This window comes from Streptomyces sp. 351MFTsu5.1, assembly GCF_000383655.1.
GTDB lineage: Bacteria > Actinomycetota > Actinomycetes > Streptomycetales > Streptomycetaceae > Streptomyces > Streptomyces griseorubiginosus.
Map to the genome: position 1 here is coordinate 253,313 of NZ_KB911787.1, position 15,899 is coordinate 269,211.

Annotated in this window: 14 protein-coding genes; 6 read left to right on the forward strand and 8 right to left on the reverse strand. The window is 71.9% G+C overall.

Annotated features, from left to right (window positions below; all coding sequences use genetic code 11):
* The first annotated feature begins 96 nt into the window (after nucleotides 1-96).
* The 5 genes from H295_RS0127925 (at nucleotide 97) to H295_RS0127945 (ending at nucleotide 3,231) form a co-directional block, all read left to right on the forward strand.
* On the forward strand, nucleotides 97-540 hold the full coding sequence (locus tag H295_RS0127925; protein WP_020138662.1) for an ATP-binding protein: 444 nt from the start codon (nucleotides 97-99) through the stop codon (nucleotides 538-540).
* 204 nt (nucleotides 541-744) lie between these two features.
* Complete coding sequence (locus tag H295_RS0127930; protein WP_020138663.1) at nucleotides 745-1,602, forward strand: SigB/SigF/SigG family RNA polymerase sigma factor; 858 nt, start codon at nucleotides 745-747, stop codon at nucleotides 1,600-1,602.
* Between the two features lie 21 nt (nucleotides 1,603-1,623).
* Nucleotides 1,624-1,842 carry a DUF5133 domain-containing protein gene (locus H295_RS0127935; RefSeq protein ID WP_020138664.1) on the forward strand — a complete coding sequence of 73 codons (219 nt, stop codon included), beginning with the start codon at nucleotides 1,624-1,626 and terminating at the stop codon, nucleotides 1,840-1,842.
* Between the two features lie 86 nt (nucleotides 1,843-1,928).
* Entirely contained in the window at nucleotides 1,929-2,768 is an 840-nt protein-coding gene (locus tag H295_RS0127940) for a DUF1206 domain-containing protein (protein WP_020138665.1), read from the forward strand.
* Between the two features lie 28 nt (nucleotides 2,769-2,796).
* Nucleotides 2,797-3,231 carry a hypothetical protein gene (locus tag H295_RS0127945; protein ID WP_028809820.1) on the forward strand — a complete coding sequence of 145 codons (435 nt, stop codon included), beginning with the start codon at nucleotides 2,797-2,799 and terminating at the stop codon, nucleotides 3,229-3,231.
* Between the two features lie 34 nt (nucleotides 3,232-3,265).
* Here the strand turns inward: H295_RS0127945 and H295_RS0127950 are convergent, their stop codons facing one another.
* Nucleotides 3,266-5,497 carry an FUSC family protein gene (locus tag H295_RS0127950; protein ID WP_020138667.1) on the reverse strand — a complete coding sequence of 744 codons (2,232 nt, stop codon included), beginning with the start codon at nucleotides 5,495-5,497 and terminating at the stop codon, nucleotides 3,266-3,268.
* Between the two features lie 256 nt (nucleotides 5,498-5,753).
* Nucleotides 5,754-7,130, reverse strand: a complete 1,377-nt coding sequence (locus tag H295_RS0127955) for an NAD(P)/FAD-dependent oxidoreductase (protein WP_020138668.1) — start codon at nucleotides 7,128-7,130, stop codon at nucleotides 5,754-5,756.
* 268 nt (nucleotides 7,131-7,398) lie between these two features.
* On the opposite strand from H295_RS0127955, the gene H295_RS0127960 reads away from it, so the two are divergent.
* A complete protein-coding gene (locus H295_RS0127960) occupies nucleotides 7,399-7,758 on the forward strand; it encodes a hypothetical protein (RefSeq protein ID WP_020138669.1) in 360 nt (119 codons plus the stop codon).
* A gap of 15 nt (nucleotides 7,759-7,773) precedes the next feature.
* Here the strand turns inward: H295_RS0127960 and H295_RS0127965 are convergent, their stop codons facing one another.
* The 6 genes from H295_RS0127965 to H295_RS0127990 form a co-directional block, all read right to left on the reverse strand.
* Nucleotides 7,774-8,121, reverse strand: coding sequence for an ATP-binding protein (locus tag H295_RS0127965; protein WP_020138670.1), 348 nt, complete (start codon nucleotides 8,119-8,121; stop codon nucleotides 7,774-7,776).
* A 212-nt stretch (nucleotides 8,122-8,333) separates the two neighbouring features.
* On the reverse strand, nucleotides 8,334-10,238 hold the full coding sequence (locus H295_RS0127970; RefSeq protein WP_020138671.1) for an AMP-dependent synthetase/ligase: 1,905 nt from the start codon (nucleotides 10,236-10,238) through the stop codon (nucleotides 8,334-8,336).
* A gap of 193 nt (nucleotides 10,239-10,431) precedes the next feature.
* Entirely contained in the window at nucleotides 10,432-11,520 is a 1,089-nt protein-coding gene (locus H295_RS0127975; protein WP_020138672.1) for a glutamate--cysteine ligase, read from the reverse strand.
* Between the two features lie 66 nt (nucleotides 11,521-11,586).
* Complete coding sequence (gene glgB / locus H295_RS0127980; protein ID WP_020138673.1) at nucleotides 11,587-13,788, reverse strand: 1,4-alpha-glucan branching enzyme; 2,202 nt, start codon at nucleotides 13,786-13,788, stop codon at nucleotides 11,587-11,589.
* 3 nt (nucleotides 13,789-13,791) lie between these two features.
* The gene (locus tag H295_RS0127985; protein WP_020138674.1) at nucleotides 13,792-15,156 is read right to left on the reverse strand and encodes a maltokinase N-terminal cap-like domain-containing protein; all 1,365 of its coding nucleotides are present in this window, start codon (nucleotides 15,154-15,156) and stop codon (nucleotides 13,792-13,794) included.
* 26 nt (nucleotides 15,157-15,182) lie between these two features.
* Nucleotides 15,183-15,899, reverse strand: a 717-nt coding sequence (locus H295_RS0127990) for an alpha-glucosidase C-terminal domain-containing protein (RefSeq protein WP_020138675.1), incomplete at its 5' end; no start/stop codon positions are given.

Consider the following 15,899-nt stretch of genomic DNA (forward strand, 5'->3'; position numbering starts at 1 on the left):
CGCAGACCGCGGTCACCGTGTTCGCGGGTCCGGCCGGGCCCGGCTTCTGCTGCACAGACCAGACAGCCAGTCGAATCACCGATCAGGAGCCACGTCATGTGCGACGAGCACAGGACCGACGCCACCCCCGAATCCTCCGTGGCGTACCGACACGCACCGCCGCGCCCCAACCGGCCGGCAGAGGCACGCCGCGCCGTCGCGCAGGCCGTGTCCGAGCGGTGTCGCGCCACCCACACCCCCTGTGACGAGCAGACCCTCTCGGACGCCCTGCTCGTCACCTCGGAACTCACCACCAACGCCATCCTGCACGGCGGCGGCATCACCGGCTTCGACGTCTGCGTCGAGGGGCGGGACGTACGCGTCTCGGTGAGCGACCGCAGCACCGCCCTGCCGGTCGCCAAGGAACCCGTCGACCGCCAGGGCCGGTGGCGGCCCGGCGGCCGCGGCTGGCCCATCGTGTGCCGGCTTGCCCACGACGTCCGTGTCACCGACCTGCCCTCGGGCGGCAAGTGCATCACCGCGATGGTGCCCCTGAGCTGATCCGGCACTGCTGGGAAAGCTCCGGAAACGGAGTTTCGACAGCGGTGTTTGGGCCGCATGCAGCAGGGCAGACGCAGTTTCGTGCTTCGGACCGGAGGCGCGCCAGCGGGAGCCGTACGGCTTGCTGCGGGCCCCTCTTCGGCGGTCCCGGCGGCCTTCCTCCCGCGGTCAGTCCCTGAACCCGTTCTTCAGGAGCGAATCCGCATGCTCACCGACACGTCGACCAGCCGTCCCACCACCCAGGACCGCCCCGCCGCCACCAGGCGGCGGCACGACGACGCCCCCGACACCATGGCCCAGTTCGCCCGGCTCGCCGGGCTGGCGGAAGGACCCGAGCGAGACGCCCTGCGCGACGAACTCGTCACCGCCTGGCTGCCCATGGCCCACCGCATCGCCGGCCGGTTCCGCGACCGCGGCGAGTCCCTCGAGGACCTGCGCCAGGTCGCGGCCCTCGGGCTCGTGAAGGCCGTAGACCGGTTCGAACCGGAACGAGGAGCCTTCGAGAGCTACGCCGTGCCCACCATCACCGGTGAGGTCAAGCGCCACTTCCGCGACCGCATGTGGGCCCTGCGGGTGCCCCGCCGGGTGCAGGAACTGCGCAACAAGGTGCGCGTGGCCCGACGCGAACTCACCCAGAACCCCGGCTCCCCGGAACCGTCCCCCGCCGACCTCGCCGCCCACACCGGCCTGACCGAGGAAGAGGTCACCGCCGGTCTGGAGGCCCTGGAAAGCTTCAGCACCCTGTCCCTGGACGCCGAACTGTCGGCCGGCGACGACGGCTACAGCCTCGCGGACACCCTGGGCGGCCCCGACACCTCGTACGACGTGGTCGTCGACCGCGAGTCCGCCAAGGAGGGCCTGCGCAGGCTGCCCGAACGCGAACGCGCCATTCTCTACATGCGCTTCTTCGAGGACATGACCCAGAGCCGCATCGCCGACCAGCTCGGCATCTCGCAGATGCACGTCTCCCGGCTCATCAGCCGCAGCTGCGCACGGGTGCGCGACGAGGCGCTGGCCGACCGGGCGAGGCGGCAGGCCGCCGACGGCACGGCCGGGGCCTGAGAGAACGAGGGGGGGGGACAGATGCTGATACCCGACCCCGCGTTCCTGCGCGGGCTTGTCGAGGAGTACGAAGCACTGCGGGCCGCGGAGGCCCGGACGGCCGGTGAGCCCAGCCCGCGGGCGCGGGACCTTGCCTACACGCTCTGTGTGGTGACCGGCACCCGGGACGTGCGACCGGCCCTGGAGACCGCCCACCGGCTCCTCGGGGCCGTCCCCGACCGCGCCCGAACCGCCGACTGACCGTATGCCATGCGACCGCCCGCCCAGGGCATCCGTAACCCAGGATGCGATCGCCCGCCCAGGGCATCCGTGACCCAGGAGTGGACATGAACACTGCCTCCATGGCGCAGACCGGCCGGACCGGAGCCGGACGCGCGGCGCGCGGCTCCGTGACGAAGGGTGCCGCCCGCGTCGGCTTCACCGCCCGCGGTGTCATCTACCTGCTGGTCGGCGTGCTGGCGCTCCAGATCGCCTTCGGCGACGGCAAGCGCCAGGCCGACCGCGGCGGCGCCCTCGCCACCCTCGCCGACAAGCCCTTCGGCTCGGTCGTCCTGTGGGCGCTGGGCATCGGGCTCGCCGGGATGGCCCTGTGGCGGCTGTCCGAGGCGCTGTTCGGCGCGGCCGGACCCGACGGCCGCAAGGCCGGCAAACGGCTGATGTCGGCCGGGCGCTTCCTCTTCTACGCCTTCGTCGCCTACTCCGTCCTGTCCTTCGCCGCGGGTTCCGGTTCCGACGGCAGCGGCTCCAGCGACAAGCAGTCCAAGGACGTCACCGCCCGGGTCCTGGAGTGGCCCGGCGGGCAGTGGATCGTGGGCGTCGCGGGCGTGGGCGTCGCGGTGGCGGGTGTGTGGATCGCGGGGCGGGCGCTGATGCGGTCCTTCCACGACAAGCTCAAGCTCCACGAGATGAGCCCGCGCGTCCGCAAGCTGGTCGACGTGACGGGGGTGGGCGGCGGAGCGGCGCGCGGCGTGGTGTTCGCCGCGGCCGGCGCTTTCGCCGTCCGCGCGGCGGTCGACTACGAACCGGACAAGGCGAAGGGCCTCGACGACACGCTCCGTTCGTTCGTCGACACCCCGCTCGGACCCTGGCTGCTGGTCCTGGTCGCGGCCGGTCTGGTGCTGTTCGGGGTGTTCTCGTTCGCGATGGCCCGCTGGCGGCGGGTCTGATCGGCGGCTCGTGGGGAACCCGGGGTGTATGAGCGAACCCGAGCTTCCGCCCGACGGTAGGCCCGTGGACGTCTACCTGGACCTTCTGCGCATCCGCATGCCCTCGGAGGACTACGAGCTGCTGCTCAGCGTGGTCCGTCCGGTGCTGCGGGCGATCGACGAACAACAGCTGCCCGCCCTGGACTTCGCCCTAGAGGACAGTCAACAGGACGGGCTGCCCCAGGAGATCCGCGACGAGGCCGCCCTGGTCATCGCCACCGCCGTCACCGGGCGCATGGACAACAAGGTGATCGAACTCCACGTCGACGAGCGGACCGACCCGATCCGGGTGGTCACCGACGCGGACACCGCCGACGATCCGGTGCGGCTCGGCGAGATCGCCGAGTACATCCGGGAACGCAGGCGGCTCGACGACGAGTTGCGGGGCATCGCCGAGGTGAGCGGTCTGCCCACGGACCTCTGAGCACCTTAAGGACATGTGAACGCCCAGGCGTTCGCTACCGCTTCGGCGCCGAAACCGGCACGTGCAGTGGCCGGGCCAGACCCACCAGGGTCTCGTCCAGCCGCTGCACGTGCCGCAGCACGCGGTCGGTGACCCGGCCGAACCGCGGGGTGCCGGGGACCTCGGTGTCCAGCAGCGAGGCGATGCTCGGCCCGGTCTCGACCGCGGCGCTGGAGTGTTCGTCGCGCACGTGCGCGGCGATCGCCGCGATGTTGTCCCCGATGCGCCGGCCCGCCCGCCGCAGCCGGGGATCCGCCGCGATCGAGGGGTGCGTGGGCAGCAGTTCGGCCGTCGCCGCCAGGGAGCGCGCGTGGTACGCGCAGGTCTCCAGCAGCGCCACCACATAGCGGGCCGTGTCCCGGCGGGCCCGCAGCGGCGTGATCGGATGCGTGAGCGGCCGGGTGGCCGCCCGCAGATCAGCCAGCGCCTGGTCCAGGTCGCGCGCCTGGTCGAGCAGTTCGACCGGGGTGCCGCCGCTGAGCTGGTCCACGGCGGCCTCGGTGACCTCGTCGAGCCGCTCCAGAACGGTGACGAGCAGGTCGTTGGTACGGCGGTCCGTGCGCACCGGCAGGACGAACGCCGCCGCGATCACCCCGCAGGCCGCGCCGAGCGCGGTCTCCTCCACCCGGAGCACCAGCACCGAGAGGCTGTAGGTGTGCAGCAGGGTGTAGAGCAGGCCCAGGGCGGCGGTGACGAAGAAGGACATCAGCGTGTAGGAGAGCGGCGCGGTGTAGAACATCGCGAACACCAGCACGAGCACCAGGGCGAACGCGGTCCAGGTGTGCTGCCCGACCGACCCGGCCAGCACGATCCCGGCGAGCACGCCGAGGACCGTGCCCAGCAGCCGGCGGTAGCCCTTGACCAGGATCTCCCCGGTGGACGAGGTGTTGAGGAAGACGATCCAGCAGGTCAGCACGGCCCAGTACCAGCGCTGGCTGGACAGGAACTCACCGCCCACGATGGCCAGCGATGACCCCACGGCCACCTGCACCGCGGCCCGGGTCGTGGGCCGCCGGAGCCCCGTCAGCTCCTCCTCCGCCGCCCCGTCCGCCTTGCCGGCGTCGATGACGGCGTCCTCGGCGTCGAGCTCCTCGCGGGAACGGGCCGTTTCGGGGGAGTCGTCCGACTCGTCCTGCGGACCGTCCAGGGCGATCCTGAGGCCGAGGACCGCCCGAGCGGTCTCGCCGATGCCCCGGAAGACGTCCTGGACGGCGGGCGGTGCGGGCGGCAGCCGGTCCTCCTCGCGGTAGCCGAGGAGCCGGTTGCGCACCTGGGACAGCGCGGTGCCGGACCGGGCCGCCTTCGGACGCAGCACCAGCAGCCGCAGCGCCTCCAGATCCCGGCGCACCTGCGCCATCGCCTCGTCCCGGCCCGGCATCCGCCCCGCCCGCGGGGCCGGCGCGCCCGGCAGATGCAGGGTCAGGGTGTCCGCCCGCTCGGCGCTGCGGGCCGTCAGCAGCAGCAGGCCGAGCCGCTCGGCGGCGATCTCGGCGTCCGCGATCCGCCGCTGCACCAGCCGTGCCGTGGCCTCGTCGGCGGTTCCCTCCTCCAGCCGCCCCTGGATCATCAGCGCCGTCTCGTGCAGCCGCGCGGTCCCCTCGCGCACGGTCTCCAGCGCCTCGTCGATCTCCTCGGGGCCGGCGTCGAGGAGCCCCAGCTGTGCGGACACCAGCTGGGCGAGCCGGGCCCGGAAGGCCTCCCGCAGCCGCTCCAGCAGGCCCGCCGGGGTCTCCGGCACCAGCAGGAACCGCGCCGCCGCGCTGCACAGGAAGGCGACACCGAGGACGCCGTACAGCTCGGGCAGGCCGGAGACGGTGGCGCCGACGAACAGGGAGACGAAGTAGATCTGGAAGCCGATCAGACCGAGGGCGGTGCCCCGGTCGCCGAAGCGGCGGCCGTAGACGGCGCAGAAGATCAGCGCCACGAAGAACAGGTCACCGGCCACCACCCGGGAACTCAGCAGCGCCCCCAGCGACATGGAGACCAGCGCCAGCGGCAGGCCCAGGGCGAGCGTCACGGCCTGCGAGGTGCGTGGCTTCTCCCGGATGGCGAAGGTCGCGACCATGGCCGCGATGGCGCCCGCCACCAGATGCCGGACGCTCACGCCCGCCAGACCCAGCACCGCCAGGGTGAGCGCGATCGCCACCACCGTGCGCAGACCGGCGGCCAGCCGCAGCAGCCCCGGATCGGACGCGGCGACTCGGTCCCGCAGCCTCGCTGTGTTCACTCCGCCGTACTCGCTCCCGTGTCACGTCATGATCCGTTTCCAGCATGGCACGACGGAGTGCATCACTTCCCTCTGGCCTCGGCGAGGGTGTGCGCCGCGCCTACGGGTCCATGTGCCGTGTCAGCGGGGAGGAGGTGATCAGTTCCTGCCACTCGGCTACGGGGCGGCCGTACTTCGGGGGGACGCCGTGCTGTCCCTCCTACGACCGCCGACCGGCCGACAACCGATCGGCGGTCCAGAGCGACGTGCGCCGCACCTACGGGTCCAGTCGCTTCGCTCCTTCGACCTGGGCGCGGAGCTGTTCCGGGGTCAGATAGGCGTCGGTGTACTCGAAGTCCTTCAGCTTGGCGGGCTTGCGGGCCTGGAAGCCGGTGCGGACGAAATCGTCGCCCGCGATCGCGTTGAGCGTCCAGTTCGTCGCCACCCGGACCTTGGCGACATTGGTGCGCAGCGCCGCCCAGTGGTAGCCGCGGGCCGCGAACTGGGCGGGCAGGCCCCGCAGTTCGATGCCGAGCGGCTTGGAGACGGCGTCCGTGCCGCCGAGGTCGACGACCAGGCCGAGGTCCTTGTGGACGTACGGCTTCAGCGCCTGCCCCCGCAGTGTCGCGATCACGTTGTCGGCGACCACCTTGCCCTGCCGCATGGCGTGCTGGGCCGTGGGCGGGCACACCGCGCTGTCGTCGTCCTTGGCCTTGTCGGGCACGGCCGCGGAGTCACCGAGCGCGAACACCCCGTCCTGGCCCGGAAGGGTCATCTCGGCCGTCACCGCCAGCCGTCCGCGCACCGTCTCCGCGCCGAGCGTGGCGATCAGAGGGCTCGCGACGACCCCGGCGGTCCAGATCAGCGTCCTGGTGGGGACGACACGCCCGTCGGTGAAAGTGACCTCCTCGGCACCCGCCTTCTCGATGGACACACCCAGCGACACGTCGATACCGCGCCGGCGCAGGATCTCCTGCGCGCTGCGGCCCAGCTTGTCACCCAGCTCCGGCATCAGCTTCGGGGCGATGTCGATCAGATGCCACTTGATCAGCCCGGGGTCGATCCGCGGATAACGCTTGACCGCGGCGTGCGTGAGCTTCTGAAGGCAGGCCGCGGTCTCGGTGCCGGCGTAACCGCCGCCGACGACCACGAACTGGAGCCGCGCCGCGCGCTCCGCGGGGTCCTGGCTGGCGTCGGCCAGGTCCAGCTGGGAGATGACGTGGTCGCGGATGTAGGCGGCCTCGGCCAGCGTCTTCATGCCGAAGGCGTGCTCGGTGAGGCCGGGGATGTCGAAGGTACGGGTGATGCTGCCGGGCGCCAGCACCAGGTAGTCGTACGGCTCGTTGACGATCTCGTCCGTAATGGTGCGGACCACACAGACCTTGGACTTGAGATCCACGCCGATCGCACCGCCCGGGATGATCCGGGTGCGGTACTTCTTGCTGCGGCGCAGGGAGACGGCGATCGACTGCGGCGTCAGCACGCCGGAGGCGACCTGGGGCAGCAGGGGGAGATAGAGCTGGTAGGCGAACGGCGTCACCAGGGTGACGTCGGCCTCGTCCGGCGAGAGCTTGCGTTCCAGCCGGCGCACGCACTCGACACCGGCGAAGCCGGCGCCGACCACCAGGATCCTGGGTCGTGTCACGGTGTTCATCCCTTTCTGCGGCTCCAGGCGGTCTGCCTCGAACGCCCTTCGTGTGCCCCTGCGGGTGCGACGAATGCGTTCGAGGACCACCATGCCCGTCCTGGCCTCAAAACGCACCGGGAGAAAGGTGAAGGAGGTGCGCGGAGCGGAGGCCGGGAAACCGCTTGTGAGGTCGCCGGTTCCCGAATGCGCGTGCGGCATACGGGTATTTGGTGCAGTGGGCCCGTGCGCGGCGGACCGTCGGGGCCCGTGCAGCGTGCGGGAGGAAAGGAGCAGTGTGACCACCGACAGCATCTGGTCGTACATGCCGGACAGCGGACTCGTCGAGGGACAGGACCTGACGGGCTTCAGCGTGGACGCGAGCGACGGCACGATCGGGCTCGTGGACCGGCAGGCCGCCCCCGGGGGACTGGCCCACCTCGTCGTGGACACCGGCGTGTGGATCTTCGGCCGCAGTGTCCTGGTCCCGGTGGGCGTCGTGACCCGCGTCGACCTCGAGGACCGCCGGGTCACGGTTGCCTGCACCAGGTCGGAGGTGAAGGCGGCACCGCGGTTCCGCACCGACAGCGAGACCCGCGACCGCGCCTACCTGTCCGCGGTGGGCGCCTACTATCTGGGGCTCACGGCCACCGCCTGACCGCCGTCGGACACCTCACCACGGCAGGAAGACGTGCACGTCCTTGCCGCGATCGTCCGGCACCACGCTGACCTGGTCGCACAGGGCGTGGATGAGATGCCAGCCGATGCCGCCGCCGCCCGTACGGGGATTGAAGGAGCGGGGGGCGGGCGGCGTCGGGTTGGTGTCCCGCAGGGTCACGTGCACCCCGTCGAACGTCCGCCGCATCCGCAGCGCGAACGGCCCGGGCGCGTACTGGACGGCGTTGGCGGCCAGTTCGGTGACGACCAGCAGGATGTCGTCCCAGTGCTCGGGGCTGGCGGGCGGCTGGTTCTCGCCGAGGTCGCTCAGGAATTCCTCGGCAGCGAGCCGCGCACCCGTCACACAGTGCGGTTCGCCCGCGAAACGGGTGGTGCGACTCGGAATCGCCTCGGAAGTCAGGGTCTCTCCCCACGCGGATCGGGCGCCGTACCGCTCGTGCGGCGCGGCGTCAGCGGGACTGACGGACAACGGTCATGCTGCCATTGATCCGTGTTCCCGACGGCGCGCCGCCCAATCGTTCCGACCTCCCCGAACGCGTCCGGCCCGCACCCCGGTCAGCGGAACACGTTGTCGGAGTCGTCCCAGCTCAGCACGTCCTCCGCCGCGTTGCGCCGGGCGCCGGCCGAACGGGCCTGGTACATCGCCTCGATCTCGGCGGCGTACCGGTGCACGATCGCGTCCCTGCGCAGCTTCATCGACGGCGTCAGCAGCCCGTTGGCCAGGTCGAACGGTTCCGACAGCACCCGGAAGACCCTGATCGACTCCGAGCGCGAGACCGAGCTGTTGGCGGCGGCCACGGCCCGGGCGATCTCCTCCCGCAGCAGGTTCTCCTCCCGGGCCTCCCGGACCGCGGGGTCCTGCTGGGCGAGCAGCACGCCGCGCCAGTGCGCGAGGAACTCCGGGTCCACGGTGAGCAGCGCGCCCACGCAGGGACGGTTGTCGCCCACGACCACCGCCTGGTGGATCAGCGGATGCATCCGCAGCCGGTGCTCCAGCGCGGCCGGGGCCACGCTCTTGCCGCTGGTGGTGACGAGGATGTCCTTCTTCCGCCCGGTGATCGTCAGATAGCCGTCGGCGTCCAGCCGCCCCAGGTCCCCGGTGGCCAGCCAGCCGCCGTACAGCGCGGCCCGGGTGGCGGCCTCGTCGTTGACGTACCCCTGGAACACCGACGGGCCGCGCACCAGGATCTCCCCGTCCTCCGCCACCCTGAGGTCCACCCCGGGCAGCGGCCGGCCGACGGTCCCGGACTTCTCCCGGCCCAGCGGCTGCATGGTGATCCCGCCGCAGGTCTCGGTGAGGCCGTACCCGTCGTGGACGTAGAGACCGATGCCCTCGTAGAACAGGGAGAGCTCGCGGTTGAGGGTCGAGCCGCCCGAGGTGCCCCGGCGGGCCCGCCCGCCCAGCGCCGCTCGCAGTCTGCGGTACACCGTCCGCTCGTACAGGGCGTGCTGCAGCCGCAGGTCGAACCCGGGGCCCGGACCCTCGCCCAGCCGCTGCCGCTCACAGGCCAGGGCGAAGTCGCGGGCGGTCTCGGCGGCCCGCTCGAACAGGGCACCGCGGCCCGACTGCTGGGAGGCGCGCAGGAAGTTCTTGTAGATCCTCTCGTAGACCGAGGGCACGGCGTAGAAGTACGTGGGCCGGAACGACTGGAGGGAGGTGGCCAGCGCCTCCTCGCTCAGGTCGGGCTCGTGGGCCATGAGGAAGCCGCCCCGGATGCACACGCCCTGGATCATGAGGCCGTACACGTGCGAGAAGGGCAGGAAGGCCAGGACGGACGGCTGCTCGCCCGGCGCGGAGGCGACCTGCCGCCAGCCCTCCAGCAGGATGTCGCAGGGGGCCGCCAGACCGCGGTGACTGAGCGCGCACCCCATCGGACGCCCGGAGGTGCCGGAGGTGTAGGCGACCACCGCCGTGGAGTCCGGGAGCACGATGCGGCGCAGCGACTCGACCGTGGCGAGCGGGATCACCTCGCCCCGCTCGGCCAGGTCGTCGAGGGCCGCCGCGTCCAGCTGCCACACGTGCCGCAGCCGGGGCAGCGCAGCGCACACCGAGCCGACCGTCATGACCGCCTGCTCGTCCTCCACCACCACGGCCACACAGCCGGCGTCCCGCAGGATCCACTCGACCTGATCGCGCGACGCCGTCGGATAGATCGGCACGACCTCGGCGCCGACCGTCCACAGCGCGTAGCTGAGAACCGTCCACTCGAAACGGGTGCGTGCCATGATCGCCACCCGGTGACCGGGCGAGATACCGCAGGCGACCAGCCCCTTCGCGAGGTCCACGACCTCGTCCCGCAGCTCCACCGCCGTGACCTCCTGCCAGCCTCCCGGGGAGCCCTCGGGGCGGCGGGCGAGCACCGGCAGGGTGGGGTCGAGCTCCGCTCTCTCGAAGACGCTGTCGGCCAGACCCCCGCTGGAGCGCGACAGGGTCCGGGGAGCGAGGGCGAAGTCGCGCATGCGCTGCTCCTGACGTGTACGGGCTGTGACTGCGCCGACGAGCTCGGTCATCCGCGGCGCTCGAATCTAACCCAGGAGTCAGCAAGGGGTGCCGGTATTACGGAAGTAGGCGGTCACCTGTGATCTCGCCGAGATCGGGGGACCCGGACCCCCATGAGTACGACCCGGCCTGGGGCGTGTCCCTGGAAGCCGGCTAGGCCTGGGTCAGCCGCACGCACTCCGTGACCACGTCCCGCAGGCTGCCGGTGCGCTCCAGCAGCTCGCGCTGCACCCGGGCGCCGTTGCCGTGCCGCAGCAGCTCCTCGCAGTGCTCGCGGGCCCGGTCCAGGTCACCGCTGTCGGCGAGCGCGTCCTCCACATGCTCCAGCAGGGCCCGCACCACCGTCCCGGCCGGCATCCGGTGCATCGTCGCCGGGTGCAGCAGCTCCTCGGTCAGCCCGGAGCGCGCGGCCCGCCAGGCGGCCAGCCGCAGCAGGCTCACACTGTGCGTCACCGGTTCCCGTTCCGCCCGCCACTCGCGGGCGGCCGTCTCCACCAGGCCGCGGGCGAGCGTCGCGAGGAGGACGGCGGTGTCCGCCTGGAGACAGACGTCCGAGACCCGGATCTCCACCGTCGGGTAGGTCCGGGACAGCCGGGCGTCGAAGTAGATCATCCCCTCGTCGAGGATCACCCCGGTCGCCACCATGTCCGCGACCCGGCGGTGATAGCGCTCCGCCGAACGGAAGGGCTCGGTCGGACCGGCCGAGGGCCAGCGCTGCCACACCCGGCTGCGGTAACTGCTGTACCCGGTGTCCTTGCCCTGCCAGAAGGGCGAGTTGGCGCTCAGCGCGGCCAGCACGCTCAGCCAGGGCTGGATCCGGTCCACCACGGCGACGGCCTCGTCGTCCGACTCGACGGACACATGGACGTGACAGCCCATGACGAGCTGCTCCCGGGTGGCGATGCCGTACTGCTCCGCCATCCAGTCGTAGCGGCGCCCGACGGCGACGGACGGGCTGACCGGCAGCGGAGAGGTGGCCAGCGAGGCCACCGCGCAGCCGCTCTCGCCGGCGAGCCGGCCGGCCTCCTTGCGACAGCGCACGATCTCCGCGTGGAGCGCGTCCATCCCCGACTGCGGGTGGGTGGCGAACTCCAGCATCTGGTTGTGGAGTTCCTTCTCGAACACGAACTGGTCCGCTTCGTCCTGCGTGGCCCGGGCGAGGACCGCGGAGGACAGTGCCTGCGGTTCCCCGCTCTCCGGGTCGACCAGGAGGAGCTCCTCCTCCACTCCGACGGTGCGCACGTGTGCCGCCCTTCTGCCGAGACGCCGGTGTCTTTCGTACGCCCCGACTGCCCACAGGACGGTTGATCACACCGGCGTCAGCCACACCGTCGCCAGGGGCGGCAGGGTGAGCCGCAGCGCCCCGTCCTCCGCCTTGACCGGGTCGGGACAGGTGATGTCGCCGCCGCCGTACCGCGCGGAGTCGGTGTTGAGCGCCTCCCGCCACAGGGGGAAGCCCTCGGGGACGGCGAGCCGGTAGTCCTCGCGCACGGCGGGGGAGAAGTGGGAGACCGCGAGCAGCGGCGTGCCCTGCGCGTCGAACCGCAGGAAGGCGAACACGTTGTCCTCGGCCGCGTCCCCGAGCACCCACCGGAAACCGCCGGGGTCGGTGTCGCGCTGCCACAGCGCGGGCGTCTCCCGGTAGACGGTGTTGAGGTCGCGCACGAGATCACGCACGCCCCGGTGGTCCGGCTCGGCATCGTACGCCGGGTCGAGCAGCCACCAGTCCGGGCCGTGCTCCTGCGACCACTCCGCGCCCTGGGCGAACTCCTGCCCCATGAAGAGGAGTTGCTTGCCGGGATGGGCCCACATGAAGCCCAGGTAGGCGCGGTGGTCGGCCCGCCGCTGCCACCAGTCGCCCGGCATCTTGGACACCAGCGCCTGCTTGCCGTGCACGACCTCGTCGTGGGAGATCGGCAGGATGTAGTTCTCGCTGTACGCGTACACCATCGAGAAGGTCATCTCGTTGTGGTGGTACTTGCGGTGCACCGGCTCGTGGCTGACGTAGCCGAGGGAGTCGTGCATCCAGCCCATGTTCCACTTCAGGCCGAAACCGAGACCGCCGCTGTCCGTGGGCCGGGTCACGCCGTCCCAGGCCGTGGACTCCTCGGCGATCGTGACGACACCCGGCGCCCGCCGGTACACGGTCGCGTTCATCTCCTGGAGGAAGGCGACCGCGTCGAGATCCTCCCGGCCCCCGAACACGTTGGGGCTCCACTGGCCGGAGTCCCGGGAGTAGTCGAGGTAGAGCATGGAGGCGACCGCGTCGACCCTGAGGCCGTCGATGTGGAACTCCTCGCACCAGTACACGGCGTTGGCGACGAGGAAGTTGCGCACCTCCACGCGCCCGAAGTCGAACTCGTACGTCCCCCAGTCCGGGTGCTCCGCCCGCCGCCAGTCCCCGGGCTCGTACAGCGGCTCCCCGTCGAAGCGGGCCAACGCCCAGTCGTCCTTGGGGAAATGGGCCGGCACCCAGTCCATGATCACGCCGATGCCGGCCCGGTGCAGGGCGTCGACGAGGAACCTGAAGTCGTCGGCGGAGCCCAGCCGGGAGGTCGGCGCGTAGAAGCCGGTGACCTGGTAACCCCAGGAGGGACCGAAGGGGTGCTCGGCGACCGGCATCAGCTCGACGTGGGTGAAGCCGAGCTCCTTCACATAGACGGGCAGCTCCTCAGCGAGCTGACGGTACGTCAATCCCTTCCGCCAGGACGGCAGATGGACCTCGTACACCGAGAACGGCGCCTCGTGGACCGGAGTCGCGCCCCGCCCTGCCATCCACTCCTGGTCGTTCCACTCGTAGTGCGAGGAGGTCACCACGGACGCGGTCGCGGGCGGGACCTCGGTGCCGCGTGCCATCGGGTCGGCCTTCAGGAACCGGTCGCCGTGGCGGGAGGTGATCTCGAACTTGTAGCGGGTGCCCTCGCCGATCCCGGGCAGGAACAGCTCCCACACCCCGGACGCGCCGAGCGAGCGCATCGGGAACGCCTGTCCGTCCCAGCAGGTGAACTCCCCGGCGACCCGGACCCCTTGGGCGTTCGGCGCCCATACGGTGAAGCGGGTGCCGGTGACGCCCTGGTGGCTCATCGGCTCGGCGCCGAGCGCCTTCCACAGCTGCTCGTGGCGTCCCTCGCGGATCAGGTGGAGGTCGGTCTCACCGAGCGCGGGCAGGAAGCGGTACGGGTCGTGCACCTCCTGCTCCCCGTCCGCGTACGCCACCAGCAGGGTGTAGTCGGGGATCGCGTCGAGGGGGAGCAGACCGGAGAAGAGGCCGTCGCCCTCCGAGGCCAGCCCGCAGCGCTCGCCGTCGATCACGACGCTCACCGCCCGGGCGAACGGGCGCAGCGCCCTGAACACGATGCCCCCGGCGACCGGGTGGGCGCCGAGCAGCGCGTGCGGGTCGTGGTGGGCGCCCGACAGCAGCCGGGACCGGTCGGTGCCGTCGAGCGGCGGTGCCGGGAGGCACCTGGCCGGTCCGGACGGCTCGGGCAGTGAAGTGTCACGCAGGGCCACGGCTCAGTCTCCTCTCACGGCAAGGCGCTCGATCGCCGCCATCGGCACGGGCAGCCAGTCGGGTCGGTGTCGCGCTTCGTACAGGACCTCGTAGACGGCCCGGTCGGTCTCGTAGGCCCGCAGCAGGCCGTGCTTCTTGCGGGGGTCCCACCCGGCGAGGGCGGCGTAGCCCCCGCAGAAGGCCTCCCGGCAGCGGCGCGCCCACTCCGGGCGCCACGGGCGGCGCTGGCGGGCGGCGTAGTCGAAGGAGCGCAGCATGCCCGCGATGTCCCGCACGGGCGACTGGGCGGTGCAGCGCTCGGCGAGCGGCCGGGACGGTTCGCCCTCGAAGTCGATCACGAACCACTCGCGGCCCGCCCGCAGCACCTGCCCCAGATGCAGGTCGCCGTGCACCCGCTGGGCGGGCGGCCCGGCGTCGCAGGTGGCGAGCGCGCCGAACGCGCTCCGCAGGCCCGGCACGAACGGCCGCAGCGCGGGCACGCTGTGCGCGGCCGAGTCCAGGCGTTCGGCCATCGCGGCCGCCGTGGAGCCGTTGTCGCCGTGGGCCCCGTCACCGGGGAACGCGGCGGCCAGCGCGAGGTGCACCTCGGCCATGGCCCGCCCCAGCTCGTGCGCCTGCACGGTGAAGTCGTCACCGGAGGCCAGCGCGTGCAGGGCCAGCGTCCAGCCGTCGGAGGCGTCCCGCAGATACGGCTGGAGCACGCCGAGCGTCGCCTCCTGCGGATGCGTGGTCCGGAACCAGGCCACGGGCGCGGGCACCCGGCGGCAGCCCTGCCCGGCCAGCGCGACCGGCACCTCCAGGTCGGGGTTGACGCCGGGCTGGATCCGGCGGAAGACCTTCAGGATGAACTCGTCGCCGTACACCAGCGAGGAGTTGGACTGTTCCGCCTCCAGCAGCCGCGGGGGCAGTCCGGCGGGCACCGGCACCGAGGGCGCGCGCTCGAAGCGCAGGGGTCCCGCCGCGCCGGGCTGCCGCAGCCGTTCGAGGAGCAACTGGGCCGAACGCGGGTCGTGCAGGGCGTCGTAGATCGTGAGCCCGGCCAGGGGGCCCTGCTCCGCGCGGCCGATCAGGGCCCGGCCGAGACGCGGCGTCAGGTGTTTGCGCACGCCCAGCAGCAGCTGGTAGCAGTCCCCGGCCGGGGTCCCGCCGCCCGGTGCGGGCACCCCGCCGTGACTGGCGTGGACCAGCAGATGGAGACAGCCCGGGAACAGCTCGGTCATCGACAGCAGACCGAGTTCGCTCACGGGCCGGTCCTTGCCGGCGAACCAGCGCTGGCGCGGCAGCCACTCGCGCAGCAGCCCGCCCAGCGAGGCCATGAGGTCGCTCGCCGGCGCGGGTCTCGGGCCGAGGGGTGCGGTCTTCGGCATGGTGACGCGTCCTTTCGTCGGCACGCTCAAGAGCGTCGGCCGATGCGGGATGCGACTCGGGAGAGCCGGAACCAGTAGAAGCCGTGCCCGCCGAGGGTCAGCAGGTACGGCAGTTCACCGATGGCCGGGAACCGCACCCCGCCGAACAGCTCGACGGGGTGCCGGCCGGCGAACTCGCGGAGGTCCAGCTCGGTGGGCTGGGCGAACCGCGAGAAGTTGTTGACGCACAGGACCAGGTCGTCCTCGTACTCCCGCAGAAAGGCCAGCACGGCGGGGTTGGAGGACTGGAGCTCGGTGAAGGTGCCGAGGCCGAACGCCGGGTTCTGCTTGCGGATCTCGATCATCCGGCGGGTCCAGTGCAGCAACGATGAGGGCGACGCCATCGACGCCTCGACGTTGGTGACCTGGTGCCCGTAGACGGGGTCCATGATGATCGGCAGGTTGAGTCGGCCCGGATCTGCCGTGGAGAAGCCCGCGTTGCGATCAGGGGTCCACTGCATGGGAGTGCGGACGGCGTCGCGGTCACCGAGCCAGATGTTGTCGCCCATGCCGATCTCGTCGCCGTAGTAGAGGATCGGCGAGCCCGGCAGCGCCAGCAGCAGGGCGGTGAACAGCTCGATCGTGTCCCGGTCGTTGTCGAGGAGGGGGGCCAGACGCCTGCGGATGCCGATGTTGGCGCGCATCCGTGGGTCCTTCGCGTACTCGGCCCACATGTAGTCGCGTTCCTCGTCGGTGACCATCTC